This window comes from Dermatophilus congolensis (assembly GCF_900447215.1).
In the GTDB taxonomy this organism is placed as follows: domain Bacteria; phylum Actinomycetota; class Actinomycetes; order Actinomycetales; family Dermatophilaceae; genus Dermatophilus; species Dermatophilus congolensis_A.
Genome location: NZ_UFYA01000001.1, coordinates 769,629 through 793,647 on the forward strand (window position 1 = coordinate 769,629; position 24,019 = coordinate 793,647).

Sequence of the window (24,019 nt, forward strand, 5' to 3'; positions counted from 1 at the left end):
GAAAACTTGTCTCATGGATGCGCGCCCTTCCGGCTGGTACGACGACCCCGACGACCCCGAGCTGCTCCGCTACTGGGACGGAGTCCTATGGACTGAACACACAGCGCTTCGCCGCCCACCGCAAAACCGCACCGACCAACCCCCAACCACACCAGTCACCCAACCCACCACATTCCCCCTGAACCCACCAGGGGGAAACGGCATGCGCACCGCCAGCGGAGCATGGCGCGGCATGGGAATCATCGCCGCCGACGGGCACGAACTCGCCCACTGGTGGCGCCGAGCAATGGCTTACATCATCGACGTTTTTGTTCTCGCCGCCATCGCGCTGCCCTTCCTCTACACCCCCATATCTGCAGCCCTACCGCAACTGCAGGCATGGATTGAACGCACCGTAGCCGTAGCTCAACAAGGCGGCACCACCCCGCCAGAAATGCCCCAAGAACTCCTCTCGGCGCTAGCTAGCGCCAGTTTGATGCTCGTCCTCATCAGACTCACCTACGAAGTCGTCACCGTGCGTCAATGGGGCGGCGGCGTCGGTAAACTACTCCTAGGGCTACGGGTACGCGGATACGGTCACACAGGCACTCTCGGGTGGGCCCCAGCACTGCGCCGAGCCGTCATCAAAAACATCTACAGCATGGTCGGCGGTTTGCCCCTGCTGGGGGCTCTAGCCCTCGGATTCCAAGTAGCCAGTTTCGCCTGGCCACTCTGGGACAAACAACGCCAGGCACTGCACGACAAAATCGCCACCACTGAAGTCATACGTATCACTCGAGGCACGCAACAGTGGTGACTAACGCTGTGCGCCAGGCCCCCTGTGCTATAACACAAAGCAGGGGAGCCTGACTCACAGTAGGCACACACCTCAGCCAGGGATGTCACCGACAATCCGCACCGTCTGGTCACCCTCGACCCACATCGTCGGAATGACCGGTGACCCTTTCGACAACCGCAATGCCTTACTCGGCAACTCCGCCAACGCAGCCAAACGCCGCTGGCGTGCCGCATGCGGATCATCCTGCGCCACGATCTGGCCGCCCTGAACCAACGGAACCAGCAGCAGTCGATCATTCGACCCCATGGCGGGAGCCTCACCGATACCAATCACCTCGGCCTCAGCAATACCATCAGCACCCAACCGCCGCGCCGCGACCTTACGGCCACCTACTGAATCCTTCGCGACGCTCCGCTTGGCCACATTCACCATCGTCCCCGCCGAGTTCTCATGCGCGACAAGCTTGTACACCAGCCCCGCAGTGGGGGCTCCCGAACCGGTCACAAGCTGCGTCCCCACGCCATACACATCCACAGGCGCAGCCGCCAAAGCAGCAATCGCATACTCATCCAAATCCGAGGTCACAACAATGCGTGTCTGAGTAGCCCCCAACTCATCAAGCTGGGCACGCACCTCACGTGCCTGAGTCACCAAATCACCCGAATCGATCCGAACCCCACCCAATTCAGGCCCAGCGATACGCACCGCCGTCTCCACAGCACGACGCACATCGTAGGTATCGACCAAAAGCGTGGTCCCCTTGCCCATGCTCGCCACCTGCGCCGCGAATGCTTCCTCTTCGGAGTCATGCAGCAACGCAAACGAGTGCGCACTCGTCCCCGCAGTAGGGATGCCGTGTCTACGGCCAGCCTCCAAATCACTTGTCGTGTTGAAGCCACAGATATATGCCGCACGCGAGGCTGCCACCGCCGCCTGCTCATGCGTACGACGAGCTCCCATCTCGATCAAAGGCCGTGCCCCGGCAGCCGTAGCCATCCGCGAAGCCGCACCAGCCACCGCGCAATCAAAGTTGTAGATCGACAATGCCACTGTCTCAAGCAGCACCGCCTCAGCGAACGTGCTCTCCACAATGAGCAACGGAGAACCAGGGAAAAACACCTCACCCTCGGGATAGCCCCAAATATCGCCTGAGAAACGGAAATTCGCGAGGAACTCCAAGGTGTCTGCATCCACCACCTTGTTCTCCCGCAGGAATGACAACTCCTCATCCCCGAAACGGAAATTCTGCAAAGCATTCAATAAACGCCCAGTCCCAGCCACGACGCCGTATCGACGCCCCTCTGGAAGACGGCGCCCGAAAAGCTCGAACACACTCCGACGATGCGCCGCCCCTGAACGGAGCGCAGCCTGCACCATCGTCAACTCGTAATGGTCTGTCAACAACGCCGTACTGATCACAGCCGACACCCTAGGCGCTTCCTCGAAGAAGAAGTGACGCCCCTAGTGCGTTCCACACAGACCACAGTGAAAAAACCCATCACTACCTCAACGAAGTGGTGTGATCTATCACGCTTCACTGCGTTCTACCCTGTTTCTACAACCACACCACCACAAGCCTCCTACACCACACCCCGATCGTTGAGGACACCATGACGCCCACACAACACCCCGAGGTGATGAGCACCGCACCCACGGGCCCATCCGAGGGGACAGCCACCCTCGAACTACCCGAGATGGATCAACTCCCAGACACCCCATGGATCACGCTGGTGTGGAACGACCCAGTGAACCTCATGTCATACGTGACATACGTATTCCAGACCTACTTCGGCTACAGCAAAGACAAAGCAACCGCCCTCATGCTGGACGTACACCACAAAGGCCGCGCCGTGGTTGCAACCGGACCTCGTGAACAAATGGAACGCCACGTCGAAGCGCTACAGAGCTACGGCCTATGGGCCACATTCCAGAAAGACGAATGATGAACTACGGATTTACTCGTGACGGCGACCGCTTTGTCGCAGACCTTGACGACGAAGAACGCGAAATCATCGTCGGCCTCATCGAACAGACCGCCGAACTCCTGGAACAGGCCGCACCAGCCGAGCCCGAAAACCACCACCCAGACAGCGAGGACAGCACCGGCGACATGGGAGGTGAATTCGAACGCATGATGACCGCCGCCGGGTTAGGCCCCACCAGTCAGGACCCCAGCAGCAACCCCCCAACCACAGGGTTCATCAACGAGAACGCTCTAGCCGCCGACCCCGCCCTCGGACGCCTCCTACCTGATGCTCACCACGATGACCCACTCGCCGCAGCCGAATTCCGTGCCTGGTCCGGCGACACCGTCCGCCGCACCAAACTGAACCGCCTTCACGCCGCCGCAGACACCCTCCGCCCCGACGGAACCCCTCTAAACATCGACGAAGACACAGCCGTCACCGTGCTCATCGCCCTCACCGACCTTCGACTGGTCCTAGCTGAACGTCTAGGGCTCCACGACGAAGAGGATGTTGAACGGCTCGAACAAGCAATCCAAGACGGCCAGATGAACGACGCCACAGCGCTGATCCTCACCTACGACTTCCTCACCTGGCTGCAAGAAACCCTCGCCAGCTCACTAACCTGATCCAGCAATCCGGCAGCCCTAGCCGACTCTGCAAATAGGTGGTAGTCACCCACGAGCGCATATATTCACCTCGTGGTTGAACGCGACGCACCCATCGGCATCTTCGACTCCAGCCTCGGCGGCCTCACCGTCGCCCGCGCAGTGCTGGACCAGCTTCCCAACGAGTCGATCGCCTACCTCGGAGACACGGCCAGGGCTCCCTACGGTCCCCGGCCCATCGCCCAAACCCGCGAATACGCCCTCTCCTGCTTGGACCGCCTAGTCGACAAAGGTGTCAAAATCCTTGTCATCGCGTGCAACACAGCCAGCGCTGCAGTCCTGCATGATGCCCGCGAACGCTACGACGTGCCTGTCGTAGAAGTGATCCGTCCTGCAGTGCGCCGCGCCGCAGCCATAACCCGAAATGGATCGGTCGGCGTCATATCGACCGAAGGAACCCACAAATCACGGGCTTACATTGACGCCTTCGCCGCAGCTCCCCAGCTCACCGTCGTCAGCCAGCCATGCCCACGATTCGTGGAATTCGTGGAACAAGGCACCACCAGCGGAGAAGAACTCCACCAGGTCGCCCACGAATACCTCGACCCACTCATCGAACGCGGCGTCGACACTCTCATCCTCGGATGCACCCACTACCCACTCCTGACCGGCGTGATCAGTTACGTCGTCGGCGAATCCGTGACACTAGTCTCTTCTGCCGAAGAAACGGCGCGGGACGTGTACCGCATCCTCGCCGATCGTGATGCACTGCGTCCTGACACCGCCACCCCACCCATACACACCTTCAACACCACGGGTGACCCAGCCGAATTCGCACGTCTAGCAAGCCGGTTCCTCGGGCCGGAAGTCGACAGCGTCCAGGCCGAAGGGAATGCGGTATCAGCCCAGCCCTAACTGGGCATTGGATAGCCAGCCGCGGTCAACCCTGCCCGCACTGCTCAAGGAGGAAGTACGTGTTCGTCACCGCCGTCGGTAATTCGGGCAGTTACCCTGGGCCACAATCGGCCGCATCGTGCTACCTAGTACAAGCCGAACACCACGGACGAACCTGGAACATCGTGCTGGACCTAGGCAGCGGATCCCTGGGATACCTGCAACGCTACATCGAACCCGCTGACCTCGACGCAGTCCTGCTCACTCACCTGCACCCCGACCACTGCCTCGACATATGCCCCCTATACGTGCTGCTCAGCCATCACCCCACCCGCCGTCGAGATAACCCCATGCCCGTCCACGCACCCCCTGGCGCTGCAGAACGACTCGCCCGGGCCTACCACGTTGACGAAACCGAGCCCCTCACCGACCGATACATCTTCACCGACCTCATCGACCGCACCCCCCTCCGAATCGGCCCATTCCACATCACCCCCATCCGTATGCGCCACCCTGTCACCACCTTCGGATTTCGAATCGAAGCTGACGGCGCCATCTTCGCCTACACCGGCGACACCGACACCACCCCCAACCTCACCCCCCTGCTGCGGAATGCAGACCTCGTGCTCGCCGACAGTGCCTTCATCGAAGGCCGCGACACCGTCCCAGGTATCCACATGCACGGGCGCGCCGTCGCCCAAGCAGCCCTGACCGCAGGGGGCATCAAACGTCTTGTCTTAACCCATATCCCTGCCTGGAACGACCCCGAAATCTGCCGAGCACAAGCCGCCACGCTCTGGCCCAACGTGGAACTCTGCCACCCCGGACAACGCTTCACTGTCACACGGTGACAGCTGCACCCACCACCAAAACGCCCGCACCGATACGGTGAGTTCATGACTCGACACGACGGACGACTAGACGACCAACTCCGCGAAGTACGCATCACCCGTAACTGGCTCGACCACGCCGAAGGCAGCGTGCTCGTCGAATTCGGCCGCACCCGTGTCCTATGCGCAGCCTCTTTTACCGAAGGAGTCCCGCGATGGAAAAAAGGCAGCGGAACCGGTTGGCTCACCGCCGAATACGCCATGCTTCCCCGCGCCACCAACACCCGCAGCGACCGCGAATCCCGCAAAGGAAAAATCGGAGGCCGCACCCACGAAATCTCCCGACTCATCGGGCGCAGCCTGCGCGCCTGCGTCGACCTAAAACAACTCGGCGAAAACACCATCGTTCTGGACTGTGACGTACTCCAAGCTGACGGAGGAACCCGCACAGCAGCTATCACCGGCGCTTACGTCGCCCTCGTCGACGCAGTCCGCGCCGGACGGAGAATGGGTGCCATCCGTCCCTCCGCCACCCCCATCACCGGCTCCATAGCCGCAGTAAGCGTCGGCGTCGTCGAAGGACACCCAGTCCTGGACCTCGACTACCCAGAAGACTCCACAGCTGACACCGACATGAACATCGTCATGACCGGCGATGGCCGCTTCGTCGAAGTGCAAGGAACAGCCGAAGGTGACCCCTTTGACCGTGAACTCCTCGGCGCACTCCTAGACCTTGCCACCACCGGATGCGCTGAACTCACCCGCCGCCAGCAAGAAGCACTCGAAGCCACCCCGCGGGAGCAGATGTGAGCCGCCGTATCGTCCTGGCAACCCGCAACGCCGGCAAAGTCAACGAACTACGCGATATCTTCGCCGACGTGCTCACCGACCTTGACCTCGAACTCGTGGGCATTGATGCATTCCCCGATGCCCACGACGTCGTCGAAACCGGAGTGACATTCCAAGCCAACGCTCTCCTTAAAGCACAAGCGGCCGTCGCCGCCACGGGGCTTCCTTGCCTCGCCGACGACTCCGGGCTAGCGGTCGATGTTCTCGGCGGAGCCCCAGGAGTGTTCAGTGCACGCTGGTCCGGGAAGCACGGAGATGACCAGGCAAACCTTGACCTGCTCTTAGCCCAAATCGCCGACGTGCCAGACGAACACCGCGCAGCCGCTTTCGTGTGTGCAGCAGTACTCGTCCTTCCCGACGGCCGTTCAGCCGTACGCATGGGCCGATTCACCGGCACTATCGTGCGTGAACCCCGCGGAACTAACGGATTCGGATACGACCCCATCCTCCTTGTCGACGGAGACACTCGCACTTCCGCTGAACTATCCCCACAAGAGAAAAACGAACGTTCCCATCGAGGTAAAGCTTTCGCTGCCCTAGCAGCCGACCTACGCGAATTCCTCGGATAACCCCCCCTCACAAACGGCGTCCCGCTTTCATATACAGAAAGTGGGACGCCGCCCCAACCCCGAGAGTTCTCATATACGCCCCCTGTGCCGCTATGTTTAGCCGGTGCGCGCTACACCAGTAGCGACGCGAAAAATTTCGGCTCGGGGGATGCTGAGGTTTGGGGGATCATCGTGCCTGTCACGATCACACACATCATTGCTGCTCTTTTCACGGCAGCCACCATGATCGGCGCACCAGCCATCGGAGGCGCAGCCGTAGAAAACACCCCAACCACAACCCCACCACACCACCAGCCCACCAGTGCCCTATGGCGTGACCTCACCCCAACCTGCAGCGGCACCGGGAACGACGGCGCCCGTGTCCAAGCCGTCTACGCCCACGAAGCTGGCACACACAGCCAATTCCACCGCGCCGAACCCATCATCCGCCGCGAACTAGCCCGCATCGACTCCACCTTCGACCTGTCCGCCAGAAAAACCGGAAGCGGACGCCGAGTCCGCTGGGTCAGCACACATTGCCGCCCCCACATCGCCACCATCACCGTGCCCCCCCCGGAACCTTCACTGCATCCACCGGCATAGAAACCACCGAAAAAGCACTCCTCGCCCAAGGAATGGGGTCACCCCAACGCAAATACCTCGTCTTTGCCCAATCCCGGAACATCTGCGGTGTCTCCACGATCTACAGAGACTCATCACACCGCGACAATGCCAGCAACGGCCGCTACACCGCCCACGCCCGTATCGACGAAACCTGCTGGAGCTCACCGGACTGGTCTGTGGCGGCACACGAGTTGGTGCACATGCTCGGTGGGGTGCAGCCAGACGCACCGCACGCGTCCGGTAAATATCACTGCGACGACGCCAACGACCTGATGTGCTACCGCGAAACCCCGACAACCCGGCTGCGCCCGGTATGTGGCCTCGAGCATGTGGGGTTGCTCGACTGCGGCGGTGATGACTACTTCTCTACCGCACCCCGCCGCGGCGGCTACCTGGCATCGCACTGGAATGTTGCCGATTCGGTTTTCCTGGACCGCACTCCCATGCTGTCTGCTGCGCAAGGGGCACCGATCGCTGTTCGAGGCAAACCAAAACCGGGGCGAGCCCTGGCTCTGAGTGTCCCTGTCATTCCAGGGGTGCAGAAGTACACCTGGCGTGGGCCAGGAATCAGGAACAACAACCGGTCACGCACCCGCGCGGTGCTGCCAGATCGACCCGCAGTAGTGACATATCGACTGTTGATCAACATGCCCGATGGTGTGGTGCAGGAATCGACACGCACTCTACGAGTCCGGTAGCGCATCGCTCCTGTTCCTCGCCGGGGTAGTGGTTACCGGACGCGGGGCGGGAACTGGTGTTCAGTAACCAAAGCGCCGATGAGGTATTTGGCTAGAACCTGGTTAGGGTCGCGCTCCTGACCGTGCTTTTCCGAGAATTTAGCGGTGGCGTCGGTGCCGCACAGGCTCTTGATGCGTCCAGGGCCGCCGGGGTGCCGTGAAATCCATGCTGTGAGGTCGTAGACCTTGTTGTTGATGCTGACCCAGCAGCTCGATGATGTCGAGTGCTGCTTCACCTGTGCCATTGTGATGGGGCGGCGGGTGCCTGTGGGAGTTGGGGTGGCGCCTCGCGTGGGGGAGGGGGACAAGTGCCCTGATGGTCCGGTAGGTGTGGAAGTCGATGAGGGGGCAGTAGAGGACGTAGTGCTGTCTTCGCCTTGCAATCCGGAAGTGGGGGTGGTGTTAGAGATTTGGTCTTTCCAGGTAGCGGTGGCGCCGGTGTGGCCAACCATGACGACAAGAATCAGCGTGGCAACTGAAAGTACAGCGATGAGCAGGCTAAGCATTTGAGACGCAATTGAAAGCATAGGGGAGGCAGAAGGGGTTTTGCGGTGCGGTTCTGCCGTGCTTTCTTCCGTATGGAGAGGTTCAGGTGAGTCAGCTTGGTGGGTTTTTCGCGCAGCGAAAAACCCTAAGAGCCACCAAAGCATGGTGGCGAGTACCGTGAGGCCAGTGACGAGGGTGAGGATGTCTGCGTATTCGGCGTGCACGCCGGGGTCGCCGATGCGGTGCTCGAGGGCTTCGCCAGATTCTTTAGTAACGAGTGTGAGCAGACCCACCAGCATCACCACGATGGTGATGGGGGTGCGTAGACGAGGCTGGATGCGCTTGGTGAAGATGACTGCAACCAGGGCGATGAGGGCCAGGGGGAGTAAGACGACGGTGGCGTGCAAGGTGAGGGCATGTACAGGCAGCTCGCCGATAAGGTCGAAAGGTCCTGATGATTGCATGTCGGGTTCTCCTGCGTCGGACTGGTCTCGACGTGGCGGGGTGTTCGCCGGCGAGGGTCGTCCGGTCTACGTGATGGCACAGCGGAGCGGGGGCTCCGTATGCCTCATCGTGCGAGAGAGAAGGAAACTGAGCTGGTAACTCAAGAAACGACGCGCCGTTTCTTGGTGATTTAAAGAAGAAATTGAAGATTTCGATGCCGCGCGCCCTCGTTTGGGGCCTCTCAAAAAACGGGACACGGCCCGTGAGGCCGTGTTGGTGAGTGAAGAAAGAGTGCGCCAGGCGGGAGTTGAACCCGCACGCCCGGAGGCACAGGAACCTAAATCCTGCGTGTCTGCCAATTCCACCACTGGCGCGTCTGCCCACTGACCTTACCGGTATTGGCGCCGAAGGTGGGAATCGGCGTGGTCAGCGGGGGAGTGGAGGCTTCAGGTGAGGTTGAGTTTCATCTGTTTAGTCAAGGATGCGACGTGCCCGGTTGCTTTCACGTTGTAGCGGGCGAGCTCTACGGTGCCGTCGGTGTCGATGACGATGGTGGAGCGAATAATGCCGATCGATACCTTGCCGTAGAGCTTCTTCTCGCCGTAGGCGCCGTAGGCGTCGGCGACGGTTTTGTCTGGGTCAGACAGCAAGGGGTAGGTGAGGGCATCGCGCTCAATGAACTTGGTGAGTTTTTCGGGGGAGTCGGGGCTGATGCCGATCACGTCGTATCCGGCTTGCTGCAGGGGTGCGAGCGAGTCACGGAAGTCACATGCTTCTTTGGTGCATCCAGGGGTCATCGCGGCGGGGTAGAAGAAGATGATGAGTTTGCGGCCTGCGTAGTCGGCGAGGGAAACGGTGGACCCGTCGGCGGCGGTGAGAGAGAACTCGGGGGCTTTTTGGCCGGTTTCGAGACGGGGCATGCATGGCTCCTGTGAGTGAATGAATGGGTAGCGGTTCGCGGGGTAAAGGGTGCTGCGATAACCGTTGGGCGGAAGGTCGCGTCGCGGGGGAGGCCTGTTCCGCGTCAGTAGATTATCGTCGGATTGAGGGTTTAACCGACCATCTCTATCGAAAGGCAAGCCATGAGCAACGGCACCCGTTCTCCCCAAGAGATCGAGAACGACATTGTCCGGTCCCGGAACCGTTTGGCCGCGACGGTCGACGAGCTGGCATACCGAGTCAAGCCGAAGACGATTGTCGCTCGCCAGGCTGAGTCTGCGCGGGAAACGCTGAACAAGGCTGTGAAGAATGAGCATGGTGAGCCTCGTCTTGAGGTGATTGCCCCGGCAGCGATCGTGGTGGTCGGTTTGACTGCTGTGGCTATCGCACGTCGTGCGCGTGGCTGAAGTGGCAGCGGAGGCACGAACCTCATCTGGATTGCCGATCCGGATGCTCGGTGACCGAGTGTTGCTGCGGCCTGAGGATAAAGAGGGTGAGCGGCAGTCTGGCGGGGGATTGTTGATTCCTGCCACGGCCAGCCTTGGTAAGAGGCTTGCCTGGGCGGAGGTTGTTGCTGTGGGGCAGCATGTGCGGCAGGTCTCTTTGGAGGATTACGCGCTGTTTGACCCTAGCGAGCAGCCTGATGTGGAGCTTGATGGCGTGCGGTATGTGTTGGCGCGTGAGCGTGATCTGCATGCGGTGCGGGCTGCGCCTGGCGATGATGCTGCCGCTGGCCTGTATCTGTGAATATCGCTGAAGTTTTCACCGGGGCGCCCTTCTTCATGCGTTGCAAGGAGGGCGCCGCGCCGCATCGAGATACCCCTGATGAGGGCAGGTGGTGCCGGTGTGTCGCTTGTGGTGAGCAGTGAATTTTGCTCTTCCCGCAGAGCCGTGTAATGTTTCAGGAGTCGTCGGGGCGAGGCCTGGAAAGCGATCACAAAGATCAGCTAACCGAGACACAAACTGAAGACCAAGCGCCATTAGCTCAATAGGCAGAGCAGTTGACTCTTAATCAATTGGTTCGGGGTTCGAGTCCCTGATGGCGCACAAGCAAACCCAGCAGCTAATCCTGCTGGGTTTTTCGTGCCCTCACAGCGGAGAATCGACATGGCAGGATCGGGTGTGACCTTTGTTGTGTGAAGGAGATCTCTCATGTCGCGTCCGGCTACGCACCCTCACCTGAACCACCCCGTTAAAAAAACTCTCACGCTACCCCTGAGAAGATCTCTCACTACGGCCGCAGTTTCCCTGTTGTGCTTCCTGATGGCATCCCCAGCATGGGCACACTCACAACTGGTCGACTCAAACCCAGAAAACGGTGCTCGCCTAGACGCCATGCCTAGCTCGGTCACTTTCACCTTCAATGAAGAGATCAACTCTCAGTTCTCCCAGATCGTTCTGGTCGGCAATGACGGCAAACCCCACCCCGCCACAGATATACAAACCAAAGGCGAAAAAGTAACCGCCGCCATCCCCCAAGGCCTCGCCGGCCCATCCGTGAAAGCGAAATACCGCATCGTTTCCGCTGACGGGCACCCCGTCGGAGGAGAAGTGACTTTCACCGTGCCGGCAACAACATCCACACCCTCTGCGCCCGCGCCAGCAGCCTCCAGCAGCGCTACCAACCCCGCACCGGCCCCCACAGACACCAACACCCCAGAAAACGCTTCAGAGGGCGCGAAACCATGGCTTATCGGCGCGGCTGCAGCAGCCGCGCTCCTCGTCGGCGGAGCAATCCTCCTCGCCCGCCACAAACGCAAGCAATAACCACCCGCCATGGTGCCTCAACCCACCAGGCGCCAGGACACGAAGTAGGCCCCCGCAGATATCCGCGGGGGCCTACTTTTGTGGGGTGAGTGACGGGACTTGAACCCGCGACCACCTGGACCACAACCAGGTGCTCTACCAGCTGAGCTACACCCACCATCGAAAACGCTCACATCAACGATGCGGGCGATCCGTTGCCGGTGAAACCGAACGAGACGAACTTACGGCACAAACCCGCCTGACTCAAAATCGAGTGGGAAAACCGTGGTGTCCATACCCACTCAGGACACCCCAGCACCACCATCAGGAACCGGCAACTCATGCCGCGCCGCGATCTCCTTAGCCGTCGCAGAATCCGGCCCCGGATCAGCCACAAATACCGCCTCACGGTAATACCGCAGCTCATTGATGCTGTCCCGAATATCCCCCAATGCCCGGTGCCCACCCTGCTTAGCCGGCGCATTGAAATACGCCCGCGGGAACCACCGACGCGACAACTCCTTCACCGAACTCACATCAATATTCCGGTAATGAAGATGCCCCTCCAACTCAGGCATATCCCGCGCCAAAAACGACCGATCCGTGCCCACCGTGTTACCCCCCAAAGGCGCCTTACCCGCCTCAGGAGCATGACCACGCACATACGCAAGAACCTGCCGCTGCGCCTCATCCAGCGACACCCCACCATCCAACTCGGCAAGCAAACCCGAGTCGACATGCATCTGATGCACAAAATCATTCATCTGAGCCAACGCCTCCGCCGGAGGCTTGATGATCACATCAACCCCCTCATCCAACGGCTCAAGATCAAAGTTCGTCACAATTGCAGCCACCTCAATCAAGGCGTCATGCTCCAAAGACAAACCCGTCATCTCGCAGTCGATCCACACGATGCGGTCATTAACACTCTTCGCAGAATTGCTCACCGCACCAGGTTACGCACCCGTCCCTGCGGCCTTTCCGACTCCGACACCAACGGCACGTACTCTTGATCCACATCGTGGATCAGCACGCCACGGCCCCGGCACCCTCAGCGCACAGCCCAAGGAGACCCAGGAATGGACCAGCGGTCCACGCACCCCACCACCACACAAACCGTGCGCGCCCAACGCTCACGGCGACAACGCCTCCGCCGCGGCTTTGTCTTCGCTGCCGTTCTTCTCGCATTCGGTGTCACCGGATGGCTCCTACCCACCGTCATCGGACTCGAACTCGGCGGAGCCACCGGACTACTCGCCCTGACCGTGTCTCTGCTGCCCGTAGGCATCGTCATGCCACTACTGCTCTGGCTCGACGCCTACGAAGCCGAACCCCCCGCCATGGTCATGCTCGCCTTCCTCTGGGGCGCAGTCATCGCCACCGGAACCGCCCTAGCCCTCAACACCGGATCCACCCTGCTCCTAGCCTCAGCCACCGCCGACCCAGACGCCGTCAGCGCCGTACTCGTAGCCCCCATCGTGGAAGAATCACTCAAAGGAGCAGGCCTGCTATTCATCCTGTTCTGGCGACGTGAAGAGTTCGACGGAATCATCGACGGAATCGTCTACGCCGGCGTCATCGCCTGCGGTTTCGCATTCGCCGAAAACATCCTCTACCTCGGCCGCGCCTTCAACGAGAACGGCACCGAAGGCCTCGTAGCCGTCTTCGTCATCCGCGGCCTCATCTCCCCATTCGCCCACCCCCTATTCACCGGCGTCACCGGCGTGGCACTCGGCTGGAGTCTGCACCGCGGCCCCCTCCTACGCTGCATCATCCCGCCACTAGGCCTCTGCGCAGCCATGACCCTCCATGCCGCCTGGAACCTCTCCTCCGTCACCGGCGCAGGTGGATTCTGGTCCGCCTACCTCGTATTCCAAATGCCCATCTTCGCCGCATTCACCGCCTTCGCGATCTGGGTACGCGTACGCGAACGCGGCCTCATCCGCAGCCACCTGACCGTCTACGCCGACTACGGATGGATCTCCCCAGCCGAAGTACGCATGCTCACCAGCATCTCCGAACGCCGCACCGCACGATCCTGGGCCCACACCGTCGGCGGACGAGAAGGCAAAACAGCCATGCGCGACTTCCAAGACGATGCCGTCGAACTAGCCATGCTCCGCCGCCGCATGACCAACGGCAGTGCCGGCCCCGGCGCCCCCGCCGAAGAACGACGCCTCCTCGAAGCCATGACAGCCGCACGCGCCGTACTGGGCTAACCCACCACCACAGAGGAAAGAACAATGCGCATCGCGTTGGCACAAATCACCACCACCCGAGACCTGAACACAAACCTCGACCTCGTACACACCTGGACCCACAAAGCCGCCACCCACAACGCCGACCTCGTCATCTTCCCCGAAGCAACAATGCGCGCCTTCGGCAACCGCCTCACCGACATCGCCGAACCCCTCGACGGCCCCTGGGCCAACCACATCCGCCACATCGCCACCACCAACAACACCACTATCGCCGTCGGCATGTTCACCCCCGCCACCACCCCCGGCAAAGTACGCAACACCCTGCTGGTCACCGGGAAAAACATCGACACCCACTACGACAAAATCCACCTCTACGACGCCTTCGGATTCACCGAATCCGACACAGTAGAACCCGGAAACACCCCCGTCACCGTCGACATCGCAGACATGCGCATCGGCCTGACCACCTGCTACGACATCCGATTCCCCAACCTCTACACCACCCTCGCCAAAGCCGGCGCCCACGCCACCATCGTGGCCGCATCATGGGGCACCGGAGTAGGAAAAATCCACGCCTGGGAAACCCTCACCACCGCCCGCGCACTCGACTCCACCACCTACATCCTCGCCTGCGGCCAAGCAGCGCCCGCCGGAACCACCAACAGCACAGCACCAACCGGCGCCGGACACTCCCGCATCATCACCCCCACCGGAGAAACCCTCACCGCCGCACACGACACCCCCGAACTCCTCATCGCCGACATCGACATCGACACCGTCACCACCGCCCGCCGCGAACTACCCGTCCTCGCCAACACCCGCGAATTCCACTAGCAGCCACACCCCACACGCACTGACTCTTCACACGGCCACCACTGCCGAATAACTGCGAGGCAGTGGTGGCCGTGTGAACGTCACGGCACCGAACCAGCAGACCTGCGCCCGCTAGGCCCGATACAACTCAAAATCCGCGAAATCAAAACCCGGCGTGACAATGCAAGAAACAAGCGAAGGCTCCGCATCCAACGGATACGCACGCTGCCACACCCCAGCTGGAACCAACCCCTGAACCACGTCACCAGCCGAAGGATCAGGGCCAATCACAAGCCTTTCCGTTACCTCGGGAACATCCCCAACACCCCCCAACTCCAGCGCCACCCGGCCACCACGCGTATACAGCCACAACTCATCCGAGATCACTCGATGCCAAGCAGACTGCTCACCCGGCAACAGCATGAACTGAATGCCCGTCGCGCTCGCACGATCACCACCATGCTCCACAAGCATGCTCCCAGGAATCACCGTCGAAGAACGGTACGTCTCGACATACCAACCACCCTCTGGGTGCGGAACCATGCCAAGCGGTTTAGCCCAATCGGGCAGCTCTACATCACTCATCCCACCATTCTCCCCACCCCACGCCAGGAGCAAACACCTGCTCAACCATCCGACGCGTGAATCTGATGTACACGCATCGGATGTATCACAGCTGACAGTAATGTCTTCGCCAAGGAAGGCCGTGTAGGAGGAAAATTGAGTCAGTTGAGCGTCGAAAACGTCACATTCGCCTACAACGGAGGCCAGACAGCACTCACCAACGTGTCCCTTGATGTCCAGCCCGGAGAAATAGCCGGACTCGTAGGCCCAAACGGAAGCGGAAAATCAACCCTCATCAAACTCTGCTTCGACCTACTCGAACTCAAACACGGAACCATACGCATCGCAGAAAACGAGCACTCAACACACCAAGCCAAACGCTCAACCCTCTACCTCCCCAGCGACGACTACCTCCCCGAATTCCTCACCGGCGTCGAATACCTCACCACCCTGGCAGCCCTATACGGAGAACCTGCCCCCTGTCGAGAAAAATAGAAAACCTCTACAAAGAATTCGGCATGCCCGGACGAAGTAGCTCACTCATCGAAGACTACTCACACGGAATGCGCAAAAAAGCCCAAATCATCTCAGCTGTCCTCCTCGCTCGCCCTCTCACGATCATCGACGAAACATTCAACGGAATCGACCTGGAAGCACAACGCGCAGCAGAAAAATGGATCAAAAAACTCAATAACTCAGGTGCAGCCTTCTTAGTGTGCAGCCACGACTTCTCCATGCTAGAAAACCTGACCCAACGGATCTGGGTACTCAAAAACGGAAAAAACATCGAAACATTAAATGCAACACATATAGCTACTCAAAAACGCAGACTACGAGACGTCATTGACGAACTAGTCTTCGAGAAGCAATAAAACCCATGAAAAAACGCTGCCAAAAAAGCACAGCTGCCACATCCTCGAAGATGCGCAAGCCGTATGGGTGCTAGTTCTTCTTTATGTAAGATATTTCACCCGGAAAGTTCTGAATATAGGGCCCCTATGTAAACCCCTAGTTCGAATCGCTATTGCTGGGGTGGGCGCAGGTGTTTTCGGGGTTTTCTCCCTAGGATCTTACCTTTTCCTTAAATCAATAAACATCACCGAAAAAACATCGCGCTAATCCTGCAGGTAACAAGCATATCCCTGCCATTATGGGTGCTGACGTTTTTATCATCGCAAAAACACTCTTCATTAAATCAAGTGAATTTTTACAGTTCACGCTTCAGCTTCCCGCGACAAACCGTCAGTGAAATCTCTTCCTCGCCGTATTTGAATCCACAATGGTGCTAGCAGCAGTCATCGCAATCATGCTGCCGCTGTCAACCGCACTGACAGTCAGCGCGGGAATCGCCACTGTTCCCCTCGTGATTACATGCATGGCACTACCTATCACGGTCTTTTACTTCACTACAGGAGTGCTGTACCACGTGCACATCCGGCTTATCGGGGCCCTCGGATTTACGCGAACCTCAGCCACCATATCCATACTCCTCGTTGGCGTATGGCTATTTGCCTACAGTGCGCAAATACCACGACTCCTCTCTGATATGAGCGAAGATTACCTATCTAATAAAACAAGCCTGCGTGGTGTGGATCTTTTCAGCTATATCGCCATGCATCACGGAACCCTCGCTGCAGGGTATCTCGGAATCGGAGCTATCCTCGTATTGGCAGCACTATTCGTCTTTTCAGCCCCAGCCCGTATTCCTCTCGCGCGAAGATTCCTGCGCATTCTGATACCAGTGAACCGGGGGATATTCTGGGTTTACGTAGCCGCCGCAACAAGGCGAGCTGAAACGATTCTCATTACCGTGATCTCTTACCTGCTGGCGGCAGTTCTTTTCCTCGAAGGGGGGATGTACCTAGCGGCACTAGGTGTCCTCACAGTTCAAAGCATCTACGCTTACTCTGGTTCCGCTAATATACGCGCCCTCAAAAACGGACGTATCCACCCACTCCAAGAATTTTTTACTTATTTTTCTCCCAGCTTCTACACATTTGGGTAAGTGTGCTACCGTTCCTCATTTTCTGCTACTGGAGACCCGAAGACCTCCAGGTCACTCTTATTGCATTCCTGACCTGCGGCAGCGGAATACTTATATCCCTCTATGTGGGAATTTTAATACCAATGGACCGAGAAAACCCACTCGCTGCCTTTATTGGGATCACCGTAAGCTTCGTGTCCCCGCTTGCTATTTTTGTTGCCCTCGCAATGACAGGAATGCCTATAGTGCTGCAGGTTGCCGCAGGCATACTTGCGCACGTCGTAGTGATGTACTACTCCATTGACGGCATCCATACCCTAGAGAAAAGTGCAAGAAACGCGTAGCCACACAAAGCAAAAATAAAATCACTTAGCCTGCATGCGGAACACACCCGTCATCGCGCCCTGCCACCAGACGCCATCCTTAGTGATAGTGCCAACCATCTCCAACGTGTCCCGTAACGCAGAATGCGCGATCTTCGTGCGAGAGGTCACTGCTCCCGTACTCGGATTCACCGTTACCGCCTCAAACGTGCTGCCCGTCACCACCCCAGCAGCAGGACGAACAATGGTGTAAATCGTGTTATCCGCGATAGACCAACGAGGCACCGCAGAAGACAACACCGGAACAGACCACACACGCCGACACCCCGACCCATCAGCAGCCACCTCAAACCGCTCCATACCACCAGCAGTAAACGAGGCCACCCCAGGCTTACTCCTGCCAGCCCCCTGAGGCAACGCCGGATACGGATACCCATACGTACTCGCCACAATCACAGATCGGCCATGCCCCATCGCAGAGTTCTCCGTCCCACTGGCCCCCCGCGCGAAAACCCCAGCCGAACACACCAACGAACCATCCGACACCTTGTACACCAGCAGATGCTCCTGCTCATCGGCGTTATCAGTGATCGTGACGTACTCATCAGAGCCCTTCGGTCCAAAAAACGTCGGCGTAGCCCCCGTCCCCCAACTTAACTGCCCAGGCTTGCGTGCACTGCCACGGTCATACCCCTTACGCCACACCACCCGCGGCACACCGTCATCAGAAGCATCCAGCATGTACAACGCATGCGAACTCGCGATCGCCACACCTCGCGGCGATGACGAAATCGAATTATCTACACGCTCACCAACCCCCAAACGCAGACTCTTCACCTCTGCGGAACCAGCAGAAAACACCCCCACCTTGCCCTGCCGTGTCGCCAACCAGATACGCCCCCGCCGATCCGGAGCCAAACCCACCACCGCATCCGCCGAATCAGCGCCACCAGCGGTAACAAACGCAGAAATCTCATACGACTGCGCAGCAGAAACCACCCACGACCCATTACTCGCCCGCGACTTACCGATTTTCAACAGCCGATGCTTACCATCCACCATCACCAAACGGTTCTGATCATCCACATACGCATATACGCCACCAAGCAGCGCACCCTTAGCAACAGGCATCGATGCCAATGTCGCCCCAGTGGTCGAATCCAACAAATTCACCACCGGAGCACGGTTAGTGATCTGCGTACACAGCGACCACACCATGCCCTCACGATCAGCTAACACCGTGGGACACGCAGCCTGCTTACCAGAAAAAACGCTACTCACACCCCGCGACCCAGGGCCCGGATTCGGCGTGGTGTCACTGGACTGTGCATCCCCATGCATCGTCGCAGTACCCACCGGACCCAAGCCATGCACCCCGCCCTGCGAACCCGGATCAGGAGCAGCCGCCGCCACCGGCGCCACCAGCACCGACAATCCCAAAGCAGCAACAACAGCCAAAAAGCTACAGCGCATGACTCGACTCCTGAGAATCGGGTGATCTTGATCTAGCCGAGCGCGCAGCCATAGGCGATCAATGGCGCCCCCGGCAGGATTCGAACCTGCGACCGGGAGATTAGAAGGCTCCTGCTCTGTCCAGCTGAGCTACGGGGGCGAGTGCACAAGTGGCTGTGCGGGATCAAGTGTAGGGGCTATGTGGGGGAGTGGTAACGCACCTAGTGGTGTGGTTCAGGATTTTACGAGCCTGCGGATAGCCGCAGTGGCCTCCGTGAGCTTAGTGTCAGCGACATCACCGCCGGTACGGGCAGCATCAGCAACACAATGACGCAGGTGATCCTCCAATAACCCCAAGGCAACGTTCTCTAGAGCTGAATCCAACGCAGAAATCTGCGTCAAAATGTCAATACAGTATTGGCCTTCGTCAACCATCCGAGCAATCCCACGCACCTGCCCCTCAATCCGACGCAACCGCTTGAGATACCTCTCCTTCTCACCCACATACCCCGGATCAACCCCGCCACTATCCGTGCAACAAATCTGCGCCGACTCTGACACTGACGCATCGCTTCTATCGACAGGCACAGGCACTCCTGGCAACTTGGGTGAACACACGAGAAAAAGAGGGCCCAGCCAGTCTAACGAAGCAGCACATACCCCCCGAAGGTATCCAGACACCCCCCCGCGCCGCCCCCAAACACCCAAAAGTTGTCGACAAACCCCCACCCCCACAACTCAATGTCCTCTTAGGGTTCAAAAGGCGCCACAACAGCGCCACACCAACAACTGGCGTCTCTGCACCGGGGGCGTCGCCACCCGGGGGGAACAACTACGTGACGGTCAGCGACATCATGATGGGCAGCATGACAGGCTGGAGCTACCACCAAGCCGGACACCTCATCGCCGCAGCCCTACGCGGAGCCACCCCAACCACCACACTGCACATACGCGACTACATCGACCGCAACGCCGTCGACCCAGCAGCCGCGCCATTCCTCGCCTTCGCAGGACCCTGGAGCGAACGCGAATGCGGAGCCGCAGACGTAGAAATCATCCAAGGAAAAGACGCCTTCGACCCCGCCCACGCCAGCGCACAATGCGCCGACGCAGACATCATCGACGACGCCAACCACAAAGTCGTCGACCTTCTACGCCGCGGCGGCATCGACGAAACCCGCTCCTGGGGATGGGTGCCCGGCGTCACCGCCGCATGGCGCGGCGAACTACGCGAAGCCTGGCCCGTCATCCGCTGGGCAGCCACCGCCCTCCTCAACGAAAACACACTCAGCGTTGCACAGGTACAAACCCGGCTGCGCGAAGAAGGAATTCCGCATAAGGGTTAACCACCCCACCCTGAGCAAAATCAGCAAGCTGCGCATCCAGCCACACAGCCGGATCACCCACCGTCGACTTCCGTACCTGCGCCACCGCCTCAACCGTGGCAAACGCCGCAGCCTGCTGCAAAGCAGCCACCACGCCCACACCAACACCACTAGGACCAGACAACACACTCTCGTACATGACCGTTCTCCTCCATGAGGTCCACTTCGCCATCCATAGCGAAACGCGGCGCCAAGAGCTCAACAACTTCTCCCGCAACCGCGCGCCAGCCCCCTCATCGGCTCACCCGAACCGAGCATGAGCGTTCACAGCACAACGCCACGACGGCAAACAAAAACAAACAAAAGGAACCGGCCACACCCCACACAAACACAGCCACCAACACACGAAAACGACGAATTCACACACCCCGCCGTGTTCGAACCTCGCAGCACCAACGGAATAAGAGATCATGGGCAAGTGGGAAACGAGACCGGTCAACTACTGAGCGGAGTAGAAAACGTGCGCGCGCAGCTCGGTGCAGCCACCTTTCCGCTCGACGGAGAAGGCACGGCGCAAGCACGAACCGACATCGCCCGCCTCACAGCTCAACTCGACGATTATATACTTCCCCGACTCCGCGACGCCCACGCCCCCCTCCTCGCCGTCGTCGGAGGATCCACCGGGTCAGGAAAATCCACACTCGTTAACTCCATCGTCGGAGAAAAAGTCACCGAATCAGGCGTACTACGCCCCACCACCCGCACCAGCATCCTCATCCACCACCCCACCGACAACCAATGGTTCACCGGCACACGCATCCTGCCCACCCTGGCCCGCAACACCGGAACCACCCCCACCAACGACCCCAACAGCATCCACCTCGTCTCCAACACCAGCATCCCCGCCGGCATAGCCATCCTCGACGCCCCCGACATCGACTCCATCGTCGAAGCCAACCGCGACCTCTCCCGACAACTCCTCGCCGCCGCCGACCTATGGCTATTCGTCACCACCGCAGCCCGATACGCCGACGCCGTCCCCTGGGAAATGCTCGACGAAGCAGTAGGACGCGGCACCTCCATCGCCATCGTCCTAGACCGCGTACCACCAGGAGCCGAAGAAACCATCGGCGAACACCTCGCCGCCATGCTCATCGAACACGGACTACGCCACTCACCCATATTCACCATCTCCGAAGTCCCCCTCGACAACGGACTCCTACCCCTATTCCAAACCCAACAACTACGCGAATGGCTCAACGGACTCGGCTCCGACGCCCGCGCCCGCTCACTCCTCATCCGACAAACCCTCACCGGCGCACTCGACTCCCTCGACACCCGCATCAAAACAGTCGCCGAAACCTACTCCATGCAAGTCCAAACCAAACAACAACTCGACGCCATGATCACCAGCGCCTACGGCGCCGCCCTCCAACGCATCACCATCGCCCTCTCCGACGGCTCCCTCCTCCGCGGCGAAATCCTCGCCCGCTGGCACGAATTCGTCGGAACCGGAGAATTCCTCAAAACCGTCGAAATCAGCTTCGGACGCCTACGCGACCGAGTCACCGCAGCCATCACCGGAAAACCCACCCCCGCCAGCGAACTCGGCGAAGCCCTCCGCAGCGGAGTAGCCGAACTCCTCATCTCCCACGCCACCATCGCCCGCGAAGACCTCACCACCCGCTGGGACACCACCCCCGCCGGAACCCACCTCATCAACACCAACCCCAACCTCCACCGCCCCAACCCCAACCTCGAAGACAAAGCCAACCGCCTCATCCGCGACTGGCAAAACGACATCCTCGAACTCGTCCGCGCCGAAGGAAAAGACCGCCGCACCACCGCCCGCATCCTCGCCATCGGCACCAACACCATCGGATTCATCCTCATGCTCGTACTCTTCAGCCAAACCGGCGGCCTCACCGGAGGCGAAATCGGCATCGCCGGCGGATCCTCCGTCCTGGCCCAACGCCTCCTCGAAGCCGTCTTCGGCGACCAAGCCGTCCGCACCCTCGCCACCAAAGCCCGCAAACTCCTCATGGAACGCTGCCAAACCCTCCTCACCGAAGAAGAAAACGACATACGATCCACCCTCAACACCATCGAACTCGACCCACAACTACCGCGCCGCCTCGCCGACGCCCTCGCCACAGTAAAGGCCTCCCGGTGAACAACCCAGACCCCACCAACGGCCCCAACACCCGCCTAACCCTCGCCCTCGAAGGCATGATCACGGCCCTCGAACACGGCAGCAACTACCTACCCACCGACACCGTCGAACAAACCCGCACCCTCTTAGACCGTGCCGGCGAACGCATAGCCATCAGCGGCAACCACACCGTCATCGCCCTCGCCGGAACCACCGGATCCGGCAAATCCACCCTCTTCAACGCCTTCGTCGGCGACCTCATCTCCGAAGTCGGACGCCTACGCCCCACCACCACAACAACCACCGCAGCCATCTGGGGAAACGACCCAGCCACAGAACTCCTCGACTGGCTCAACATCCCCAACCGCCACCACGTACCCCCCGGCACCACCACCCGCATCAACACCCCCAACCTCGACGGACTCATCCTCCTAGACCTGCCCGACTTCGACTCCTACCGCACCGAACACCGCGAAGAAGTCGACCGCCTCCTCCAACTCACCGACGCATTCCTCTGGGTCACCGACCCTCAGAAATACGCCGACGCCCTCATCCACACCTACCTACGCCGCGCCAGCGACCACACCAACATCTCCACCGTCCTACTCAACCAAGCAGACCGCCTCACCAACGAAGAACAAATAGCCTGCGCCAACGACCTCCAACGACTCCTCCACGAAGACGGACTCACCAACACCCACGTTCTACTCACCTCCACCCTCACCGGACAAGGCCTCACCGAACTCGGCCACACCGTCGCCACCACAGTCGCCACCAAAACCGCCACCCGCGAACGCCTCATCGGCGACCTGCACCGCCACGCCCGCGCACTACGCGAACACGTCGCCGACACCGAACCCACCCTGCCCGAAAACGCCCCCACCAACCTCATCGACGCCCTCGCCAAAACCGCCGGCACACCCACCATCCTCGACGCCGTAGAACAGGACTACCGCCGCCGCGCCACCGCCACCACCGGCTGGCCACCCCTACGCTGGAGGCAAAAACTCACCCCAGACCCCCTCAAACGCCTACGCCTCGACGCCCACCGACACCCCGAAACCACCACCGCACCACCCGAAGAATTCAACACACTCCTCAACCGCACCTCCCTACCAGCCCCCACCGCCACCGCCCACGCCGGCGTCGACCTCGCAACCCGCCGACTCGGCGAAACCGCCATCACCGGCCTACCCCGCCCCTGGGCCTACGCCATCGCCGCAGCCACCCACCCCGCCCACGACGACCTCGCCGACGCCCTCGACCAAGCCATCCTCAACGTCGACCTCGGCCAACGCCGCCCCGCCTGGTGGACCATCATCGGCGCCCTCCAATTGGCAGCCACCATCGCCCTGGCCACCGGCCTGACCTGGCTACTCCTCCTCGCCGGCATCGGATACCTCCAACTCCCCGCACCAGCCACCCCCACCATCGGCCCCATCCCACTACCCACCCTCCTCCTTGCCACCGGCGCCCTCACCACCCTCCTACTCGCCCTCCTAACCCGCACCTGGACCCGCATCGGAGCCCACCGCGCCCGCACCCGCGCCGAAAAACGACTCCACACAGCCATCGACGACGTCGCCCGCACCCGCGTCATCACCCCAGTACGCGACATCCTCACCGCCCACCGCACCACCCGCGAAAACCTCGACAAAATCCTCGCATCCTGAAAGGTATAAAGGCAGCGTTCAAGTCCCGCCCCTAGAACAAAAGCTTGGAAATGTTCCCTGAGTGCCGATTTAGGGCTAGATCAGT

30 protein-coding genes and 4 tRNA genes are annotated in these 24,019 nt (G+C 60.1%); 23 read left to right on the forward strand and 11 right to left on the reverse strand.

From position 1 onward, the window contains the following. Positions 1–13 precede the first annotated feature (13 nt). The gene (locus DXZ77_RS03270; protein WP_115032485.1) at positions 14–796 is read left to right on the forward strand and encodes an RDD family protein; all 783 of its coding nucleotides are present in this window, start codon (positions 14–16) and stop codon (positions 794–796) included. Positions 797–868: 72 nt separating this feature from the next. On the opposite strand, the gene DXZ77_RS03275 is transcribed toward DXZ77_RS03270, so the two are convergent. Then, positions 869–2,155 carry a nicotinate phosphoribosyltransferase gene (locus tag DXZ77_RS03275; protein WP_243888996.1) on the reverse strand — a complete coding sequence of 429 codons (1,287 nt, stop codon included), beginning with the start codon at positions 2,153–2,155 and terminating at the stop codon, positions 869–871. A gap of 260 nt (positions 2,156–2,415) precedes the next feature. Between DXZ77_RS03275 and clpS the strand changes: the two genes are divergently transcribed. The 8 genes from clpS to DXZ77_RS03315 all read left to right on the forward strand — a co-directional run bounded on the left by clpS (position 2,416) and on the right by DXZ77_RS03315 (position 7,793). Beyond that, positions 2,416–2,721, forward strand: coding sequence for an ATP-dependent Clp protease adapter ClpS (gene clpS / locus DXZ77_RS03280; RefSeq protein WP_028327890.1), 306 nt, complete (start codon positions 2,416–2,418; stop codon positions 2,719–2,721). After that, the gene (locus tag DXZ77_RS03285) at positions 2,718–3,371 is read left to right on the forward strand and encodes a DUF2017 family protein (protein ID WP_181816011.1); all 654 of its coding nucleotides are present in this window, start codon (positions 2,718–2,720) and stop codon (positions 3,369–3,371) included. Before clpS ends, DXZ77_RS03285 begins: the two co-directional genes overlap by 4 nt. Before the next feature lie 72 nt (positions 3,372–3,443). Further along, positions 3,444–4,265 (forward strand): glutamate racemase, encoded by an 822-nt coding sequence (murI, locus tag DXZ77_RS03290; RefSeq protein WP_115029900.1) that lies wholly within the window; start codon positions 3,444–3,446, stop codon positions 4,263–4,265. A gap of 59 nt (positions 4,266–4,324) precedes the next feature. Beyond that, positions 4,325–5,095 (forward strand): MBL fold metallo-hydrolase, encoded by a 771-nt coding sequence (locus DXZ77_RS03295; RefSeq protein WP_115029902.1) that lies wholly within the window; start codon positions 4,325–4,327, stop codon positions 5,093–5,095. A 45-nt stretch (positions 5,096–5,140) separates the two neighbouring features. Next, a complete protein-coding gene (gene rph, locus DXZ77_RS03300) occupies positions 5,141–5,884 on the forward strand; it encodes a ribonuclease PH (protein ID WP_115029904.1) in 744 nt (247 codons plus the stop codon). Further along, on the forward strand, positions 5,881–6,492 hold the full coding sequence (gene rdgB / locus DXZ77_RS03305; protein ID WP_115029906.1) for an RdgB/HAM1 family non-canonical purine NTP pyrophosphatase: 612 nt from the start codon (positions 5,881–5,883) through the stop codon (positions 6,490–6,492). Before rph ends, rdgB begins: the two co-directional genes overlap by 4 nt. Positions 6,493–6,663: 171 nt before the next feature. Beyond that, the gene (locus DXZ77_RS03310) at positions 6,664–7,074 is read left to right on the forward strand and encodes a hypothetical protein (RefSeq protein WP_115029908.1); all 411 of its coding nucleotides are present in this window, start codon (positions 6,664–6,666) and stop codon (positions 7,072–7,074) included. After that, complete coding sequence (locus DXZ77_RS03315) at positions 7,008–7,793, forward strand: hypothetical protein (protein WP_115029910.1); 786 nt, start codon at positions 7,008–7,010, stop codon at positions 7,791–7,793. The genes DXZ77_RS03310 and DXZ77_RS03315 overlap by 67 nt, the downstream gene beginning before the upstream one ends. A 32-nt stretch (positions 7,794–7,825) precedes the next feature. Here DXZ77_RS03315 and DXZ77_RS03320 read toward each other — a convergent pair whose 3' ends face one another. The 3 genes from DXZ77_RS03320 to bcp form a co-directional block, all read right to left on the reverse strand. Continuing rightward, positions 7,826–8,782 (reverse strand): cytochrome b5 domain-containing protein, encoded by a 957-nt coding sequence (locus tag DXZ77_RS03320; RefSeq protein ID WP_115029912.1) that lies wholly within the window; start codon positions 8,780–8,782, stop codon positions 7,826–7,828. Between the two features lie 272 nt (positions 8,783–9,054). Next, positions 9,055–9,136, reverse strand: a tRNA-Leu gene (locus tag DXZ77_RS03325). Positions 9,137–9,208: 72 nt separating this feature from the next. Further along, entirely contained in the window at positions 9,209–9,682 is a 474-nt protein-coding gene (gene bcp, locus DXZ77_RS03330; RefSeq protein WP_115029914.1) for a thioredoxin-dependent thiol peroxidase, read from the reverse strand. A 162-nt stretch (positions 9,683–9,844) separates the two neighbouring features. On the opposite strand from bcp, the gene DXZ77_RS03335 reads away from it, so the two are divergent. The 4 genes from DXZ77_RS03335 (at position 9,845) to DXZ77_RS03350 (ending at position 11,468) form a co-directional block, all read left to right on the forward strand. Then, positions 9,845–10,108 (forward strand): DUF3618 domain-containing protein, encoded by a 264-nt coding sequence (locus tag DXZ77_RS03335; protein WP_028327884.1) that lies wholly within the window; start codon positions 9,845–9,847, stop codon positions 10,106–10,108. Further along, positions 10,101–10,448, forward strand: a complete 348-nt coding sequence (locus DXZ77_RS03340) for a GroES family chaperonin (RefSeq protein WP_442778413.1) — start codon at positions 10,101–10,103, stop codon at positions 10,446–10,448. Before DXZ77_RS03335 ends, DXZ77_RS03340 begins: the two co-directional genes overlap by 8 nt. A gap of 227 nt (positions 10,449–10,675) precedes the next feature. Then, positions 10,676–10,748 (forward strand) — tRNA-Lys (locus DXZ77_RS03345). A gap of 216 nt (positions 10,749–10,964) precedes the next feature. Then, complete coding sequence (locus tag DXZ77_RS03350) at positions 10,965–11,468, forward strand: copper resistance CopC family protein (protein WP_181816012.1); 504 nt, start codon at positions 10,965–10,967, stop codon at positions 11,466–11,468. Between the two features lie 81 nt (positions 11,469–11,549). Here the strand turns inward: DXZ77_RS03350 and DXZ77_RS03355 are convergent. Together DXZ77_RS03355 and orn are read right to left on the reverse strand one after the other, a co-directional pair. Further along, a tRNA-His gene (locus DXZ77_RS03355) sits at positions 11,550–11,625 on the reverse strand. Positions 11,626–11,749: 124 nt separating this feature from the next. Beyond that, positions 11,750–12,394 carry an oligoribonuclease gene (gene orn, locus DXZ77_RS03360; protein WP_115029918.1) on the reverse strand — a complete coding sequence of 215 codons (645 nt, stop codon included), beginning with the start codon at positions 12,392–12,394 and terminating at the stop codon, positions 11,750–11,752. A gap of 132 nt (positions 12,395–12,526) precedes the next feature. Between orn and DXZ77_RS03365 the strand changes: the two genes are divergently transcribed. Together DXZ77_RS03365 and DXZ77_RS03370 are read left to right on the forward strand one after the other, a co-directional pair. After that, entirely contained in the window at positions 12,527–13,666 is a 1,140-nt protein-coding gene (locus tag DXZ77_RS03365) for a PrsW family intramembrane metalloprotease (RefSeq protein WP_115029920.1), read from the forward strand. Positions 13,667–13,690: 24 nt separating this feature from the next. Then, on the forward strand, positions 13,691–14,482 hold the full coding sequence (locus DXZ77_RS03370) for a carbon-nitrogen hydrolase family protein (RefSeq protein WP_115029921.1): 792 nt from the start codon (positions 13,691–13,693) through the stop codon (positions 14,480–14,482). 111 nt (positions 14,483–14,593) lie between these two features. On the opposite strand, the gene DXZ77_RS03375 is transcribed toward DXZ77_RS03370, so the two are convergent. Continuing rightward, entirely contained in the window at positions 14,594–15,046 is a 453-nt protein-coding gene (locus DXZ77_RS03375; protein ID WP_115029923.1) for a cupin domain-containing protein, read from the reverse strand. A gap of 135 nt (positions 15,047–15,181) precedes the next feature. Here DXZ77_RS03375 and DXZ77_RS03380 point away from each other — a divergent pair, with 135 nt between their 5' ends. From DXZ77_RS03380 to DXZ77_RS12015, 4 genes are all read left to right on the forward strand, one after another. Beyond that, positions 15,182–15,520, forward strand: coding sequence for an ATP-binding cassette domain-containing protein (locus DXZ77_RS03380; RefSeq protein ID WP_115029925.1), 339 nt, complete (start codon positions 15,182–15,184; stop codon positions 15,518–15,520). A gap of 23 nt (positions 15,521–15,543) precedes the next feature. Next, the gene (locus DXZ77_RS03385) at positions 15,544–15,897 is read left to right on the forward strand and encodes an ATP-binding cassette domain-containing protein (protein WP_115029927.1); all 354 of its coding nucleotides are present in this window, start codon (positions 15,544–15,546) and stop codon (positions 15,895–15,897) included. Positions 15,898–16,400: 503 nt separating this feature from the next. After that, positions 16,401–17,030: a hypothetical protein gene (locus DXZ77_RS03390; protein ID WP_147279177.1), complete on the forward strand. Its 630-nt coding sequence runs from the start codon at positions 16,401–16,403 to the stop codon at positions 17,028–17,030. Between the two features lie 2 nt (positions 17,031–17,032). Continuing rightward, the gene (locus DXZ77_RS12015; protein ID WP_115029931.1) at positions 17,033–17,353 is read left to right on the forward strand and encodes a hypothetical protein; all 321 of its coding nucleotides are present in this window, start codon (positions 17,033–17,035) and stop codon (positions 17,351–17,353) included. Between the two features lie 21 nt (positions 17,354–17,374). Here the strand turns inward: DXZ77_RS12015 and DXZ77_RS11690 are convergent, their stop codons facing one another. The 3 genes from DXZ77_RS11690 to DXZ77_RS03415 all read right to left on the reverse strand — a co-directional run bounded on the left by DXZ77_RS11690 (position 17,375) and on the right by DXZ77_RS03415 (position 19,345). Further along, positions 17,375–18,805 (reverse strand): hypothetical protein, encoded by a 1,431-nt coding sequence (locus DXZ77_RS11690; RefSeq protein WP_147279178.1) that lies wholly within the window; start codon positions 18,803–18,805, stop codon positions 17,375–17,377. Between the two features lie 62 nt (positions 18,806–18,867). Continuing rightward, positions 18,868–18,944: transfer RNA gene (locus tag DXZ77_RS03410), tRNA-Arg, on the reverse strand. Positions 18,945–19,018: 74 nt separating this feature from the next. Beyond that, positions 19,019–19,345: a metal-sensitive transcriptional regulator gene (locus tag DXZ77_RS03415; protein ID WP_115032489.1), complete on the reverse strand. Its 327-nt coding sequence runs from the start codon at positions 19,343–19,345 to the stop codon at positions 19,019–19,021. A gap of 275 nt (positions 19,346–19,620) precedes the next feature. Here DXZ77_RS03415 and DXZ77_RS03420 point away from each other — a divergent pair, with 275 nt between their 5' ends. Then, the gene (locus DXZ77_RS03420; RefSeq protein ID WP_147279179.1) at positions 19,621–20,130 is read left to right on the forward strand and encodes a hypothetical protein; all 510 of its coding nucleotides are present in this window, start codon (positions 19,621–19,623) and stop codon (positions 20,128–20,130) included. Here the strand turns inward: DXZ77_RS03420 and DXZ77_RS11695 are convergent. After that, a complete protein-coding gene (locus DXZ77_RS11695) occupies positions 20,072–20,308 on the reverse strand; it encodes a hypothetical protein (protein ID WP_147279180.1) in 237 nt (78 codons plus the stop codon). The genes DXZ77_RS03420 and DXZ77_RS11695 overlap by 59 nt on opposite strands. On the opposite strand from DXZ77_RS11695, the gene DXZ77_RS12350 reads away from it, so the two are divergent. From DXZ77_RS12350 to DXZ77_RS03435, 3 genes are all read left to right on the forward strand, one after another. Further along, positions 20,307–20,429 carry a hypothetical protein gene (locus tag DXZ77_RS12350; protein ID WP_258553101.1) on the forward strand — a complete coding sequence of 41 codons (123 nt, stop codon included), beginning with the start codon at positions 20,307–20,309 and terminating at the stop codon, positions 20,427–20,429. The genes DXZ77_RS11695 and DXZ77_RS12350 overlap by 2 nt on opposite strands. Before the next feature lie 200 nt (positions 20,430–20,629). Further along, on the forward strand, positions 20,630–22,282 hold the full coding sequence (locus tag DXZ77_RS03430) for a dynamin family protein (protein ID WP_181816013.1): 1,653 nt from the start codon (positions 20,630–20,632) through the stop codon (positions 22,280–22,282). Then, the gene (locus DXZ77_RS03435; protein WP_115029972.1) at positions 22,279–23,934 is read left to right on the forward strand and encodes a GTPase; all 1,656 of its coding nucleotides are present in this window, start codon (positions 22,279–22,281) and stop codon (positions 23,932–23,934) included. Before DXZ77_RS03430 ends, DXZ77_RS03435 begins: the two co-directional genes overlap by 4 nt. Positions 23,935–24,019: the final 85 nt, after the last annotated feature.